The organism is Patulibacter sp. NPDC049589, from assembly GCF_040675535.1.
Taxonomy (GTDB): Bacteria; Actinomycetota; Thermoleophilia; order Solirubrobacterales; family Solirubrobacteraceae; genus Patulibacter.
The window spans coordinates 1-3,827 of record NZ_JBFAPC010000288.1 but is presented as its reverse complement, the minus strand read 5'-3'; the positions used below and the strand labels follow the sequence as shown (position 1 = coordinate 3,827).

Here is a 3,827-nt window from a genome sequence, read left to right as displayed (position 1 = left end):
GCCCCCCGGGGGGGCGCGGTCGGCGCCGCCGCCGGCGGGACGCGCGCGGCCCGACGCGTCAGCGCACCCGCACGGCCCGCCGCACGTCGACCGTCGAGTGGTCGACGCGGATCCGCACCCGCAGCCGGGTCGTCCGCCGCGGGAACGACGCCCGGCGGACCGTGACGGCGGCGTCGCCGCGGGCCGCGGTGACGCGCCGGACCGTCCGGCCGCCGCCGCTGACGGTCAGCCGGACGACGCAGCGGCCGGTGCAGCGCACGCGGCCGAGGTCCAGGCGGGTGCCCCGCGTCGCCGCGGTCGACCGCAGATGCACGCGCGGCGTCCTGGCGAGCCGGACCGGGGTGGGCGAGAGCGGGCCCACGACGACCGTCGGGCCGGCGACGGGCAGCGCGTCCCGCGCCGGGTCGCCGGGGTCGAAGGAGCTGCGGAACCCGTTCGACCTCCCGTGGCGCTCGAACGCCCCGACGTACCAGCCGAGCAGCTGCGTGCCCAGCGTCGCCCGGCCGCGGCCGGCGGTGGCGACCTCGTCGTCGTTCGCGCGGGCGAGCACCCGGCAGCGCGCGTCGTCCTTCGGGGTCGGGCAGGCCCGCAGGCCGGTGGCCACGAGCCCGTCGTCGGGCGCGTCGGGCCAGGTGCCGGGGGTCGCGGTGATCGTGACGCCGGCGGCGAGGCGGCCGGTGATCGTCGGCGGCGTCCCGGGCCGGGCGGCCGGGACGGGGCCCACGAGCGGGCCGAGCGCCACCGTGGGGGCGGCGACGGCGCCCGGGTCGGTGGCGAGGGCGCCGAACGTCGGGCCGAGCCACGGCACGCCCCCGAGCGAGGGGTCGGGGCCGTAGCGCCGGTCGACCGCGCCGAGGTACCAGCCGGCGTAGACCGGGTCGATCGCCAAGGAGTCCCCGCCTGATGGCGAGGAGATCGTGCGGCAGTCGGTTCCGTCGGCCGTGCGGCAGGCCCGGACGTCGAGGACGTCGACGCCGGCGTCCCAGCCGCCGGACCACGTGCCGGCGAGCGGCGTGACCGTCCGGCCGATCCGGAGCTCCCCGGCCAGGGCCGGGGGCGTGACGCTCGCCGTCCGACCGCGCCACGGGGCCGACCTCGCGGTCCGCGGCGTCCCGGCGACGGTCGCGCGCACCTCGAAGGTCGTGCCCGCGGGCGTCGGCCCGGGGCGGAGCAGCGACTCGGTGCCGATCACGGCCCCGCACTCCGGGTCGCACGCGTACCAGGAGACGGTGGCGGCGCGGTCCTCCGCGATCGCGGTGAGCACCGGGTCGCCGGACGGGTCGAGCTGGGCCTGGTAGACGGCGACGCCGAATCCGGGCGGCGGGATCGGGGGCACGACCGGGGCGGCGTGGGCAGGGGCGGCGAGGACCCCGGCGGCGAGGGCCGCGAGGGCGGCGAGCAGTGGTCGGGCCGTGACGTTCCGGCGGACGACGGCGCGTGGGCGCGGGGCGACGGCTGATCGCATGGGCGCCACGGTATCCGGGTTCGCGGGGCGCAGCCAGTGGGTCTCGGCGGGGCAAGGGGCATCGAGCCCGGGGTCCGGGCTCGGCCGGCGGTGGTCACCAGGATCGGTACCTCCTAGGAAGGTTTGCTGGTGACGGGGCGGGGGGTCGGTCAGCGGGAGGGCCCGCCCGGCGGCCGCCACCAGATTCCGTTCCTCCCAGGAGGGTTTCCTGGTGCTCGTGCCCAGGCCTGGTGGGCGGGAGGGCCCGGCCGGCGGTGGTCACCAGGATCGGTACCTCCCAGGAAGGTCCGCTGGTGGGCGTGGTGGGTGTCGGCCCCGCGGCGCGGTCGGCCGGGCCGGGCCGGGCCCGCCGCACCGTGGCGCGTCGCCGCTCATCGTCGTTCGCCGCCTGGAACGGCGGTACCGTGATGGCCGTCGTGCCCGACGCCACCGCCCAGCCGCCTGCCGTCCCGTCGTCCTGGTCGCGGCTGACGGCGGCGGCCCGCCGCCACCAGAAGGCGATCCTGATCGTGGGGTCGCTGGTCACCGCCGGCGTGATCCTCGCGCTGCTGTGGAAGCGCCGGCACGAGTTCGGCACCGCGATCTCCGACGTACCGTTGGGGATCCTCGTCGCGACCTCCGCGCTGCAGGTCCTGGGGCTCGTCGGGCGCAGCGAGTCGTGGCACCAGGCCGTCCGCGCCGCGGGGGCGAAGGTCTCCCGCCGTGTGCTGTTCCGCGCGTCCGCGATGCAGGTGCTCGGCTCGATCATCAACGGCCAGCTCGGGGTGGCGATGCGGATCGCGGCCCTGCGCAAGTCCTCGCCCGAGGTCACGCCGAAGATCCCGACGCTGATCGCCGCGGAGCTCCCGATCGTCGCCGTCGAGCTGATGTTCGCCGCGGTCGGGTCGTTCACGCTCGTCGGCCCGCTCGGCATCCCGTGGTGGTCGCCGATCGCGGCGTTCGGGCTGGCGTTCCTGATCGGCTGGGGCATGCGCCGCCTGTCGCACCGCTCGACGCACCACGCGTGGGCCGGGCTCACCGTCCTGCGCCATCCGCGGGGCGCCGCGCTCCTGACGGGTGCCCTGATCGGCTCGATCCTCTGCCAGGTCGTGCGCAACTGGATGCTGCTGCGCGCCGTCGGGGTCGACGCCTCGTTCTGGGACGGCGTGGCCGTGCTGATCGCCGTCGCATCGCTGGCGCAGCTGCCGACCGGGCCCGCCGCCGGCGCGGCCGCCGCGGTCCTGATCCTCGGCAGCGAGGGCGTCGCGGCGACCGCCGCCGCCGGCGTCCTGATGACCGTCACGGGCACGATCGGCGGCCTGATCTTCGCCGCCTGGTCGGGCGGCGACCAGCTCTGGGCCTTCCGGCGCGCTCGTCGCGCCGGGGCCGCTCCGCCGGGGGCGTAGGCCGGCGCCGCCCCGCTCCGATTCCGGCGTACGCCGTACTCGGGTCGTGGGAACCCGCGATCGTCCCGCGGGAGGGTCGGGGAGAATGGCGCCGTGGCCCCGGACCCGGCTCCCCGACCAGCGCCCGCCGGGCCGTACGTGCAGGTGACCCTCACGTCGATCGGGCTCGCGGCGGTCGTGGCCCGGCCGCGGACGGTGTGGGCGTGCGTCGTGCTCCTCGACGTCGGCTGCGCCGCGGCGCTCCTCGCCGAGCGGTCTCCGGCGGAGCTCGTCGACGGCGGGCACCTCGCGGGGGCGCTGGGCGCGCTCCTGGGCTACCCGTTCGCCGCGCTCGTCGTCCTCGGGCTCGCCGCCCTCTTCGCGCACGCTCGTGCCGGTGCTCGTCGCCGCCGTCCTCCTGTCGGTCGCGTCGCCGCTGCGCAACGAGCTCTGGTGGTCGGCGTGCGCGATCCTGATGGCCGTCGCGACGCTGGCGTCGCTGCGTCGGGCGCTGGCGTACGTCCTCGTGGCGCTGCTCGCGAACCTCGTCGCCCACGTGGTCGCGGACGACCTGGCCGACACGTCGACCGTCGGCGTCCTCGGCCTGTGGATCGGCCTTCCGTTCTGGGCGGGCCTCGCCGCGGTGATCCCCGACCGCCTGGCGGTGCACCTGATGAGCCTCGGGGCCGCGCGCCGGGAGGGCGGCGGTCCGCCGGTCCGGGGGACGGCGTGGTCGGCCGCGGCACCGGGTGGGGTGCGGCCGGCGTCGCGGGACGAGGGCGACGCGTCGCCGGGGAACGCGGGGGACGCGACACCGGGGGACGAGGCCGCCGGTGTCCCGGCGCCCGACGGGCCCGCCCCGGGAGCGAGTGCGGTGCGTCGCCCGGACACGGGGCCCGCGCTCTTCACGATCTCGACGCCGATGATCTCGCCGGCCTTGGTCGCGAGCGTCAGGCCGAGCGAGCCGGAGCCGCAGTAGAGGTCGAAGACGCGCTCCC

Annotated in this window: 3 protein-coding genes; 2 read left to right on the top strand and 1 reads right to left on the bottom strand. The window is 77.8% G+C overall.

The genetic code is table 11. The features are described 5' to 3' along the window. Window positions 1-58: 58 nt before the first annotated feature. On the bottom strand, window positions 59-1,465 hold the full coding sequence (locus tag AB0L40_RS27175; protein ID WP_364361837.1) for a hypothetical protein: 1,407 nt from the start codon (window positions 1,463-1,465) through the stop codon (window positions 59-61). Between the two features lie 416 nt (window positions 1,466-1,881). Between AB0L40_RS27175 and AB0L40_RS27170 the strand changes: the two genes are divergently transcribed. Further along, window positions 1,882-2,850, top strand: coding sequence for a hypothetical protein (locus AB0L40_RS27170; protein ID WP_364361835.1), 969 nt, complete (start codon window positions 1,882-1,884; stop codon window positions 2,848-2,850). Between the two features lie 376 nt (window positions 2,851-3,226). Beyond that, a complete protein-coding gene (locus tag AB0L40_RS27165) occupies window positions 3,227-3,808 on the top strand; it encodes a hypothetical protein (RefSeq protein ID WP_364361833.1) in 582 nt (193 codons plus the stop codon). Window positions 3,809-3,827: the final 19 nt, after the last annotated feature.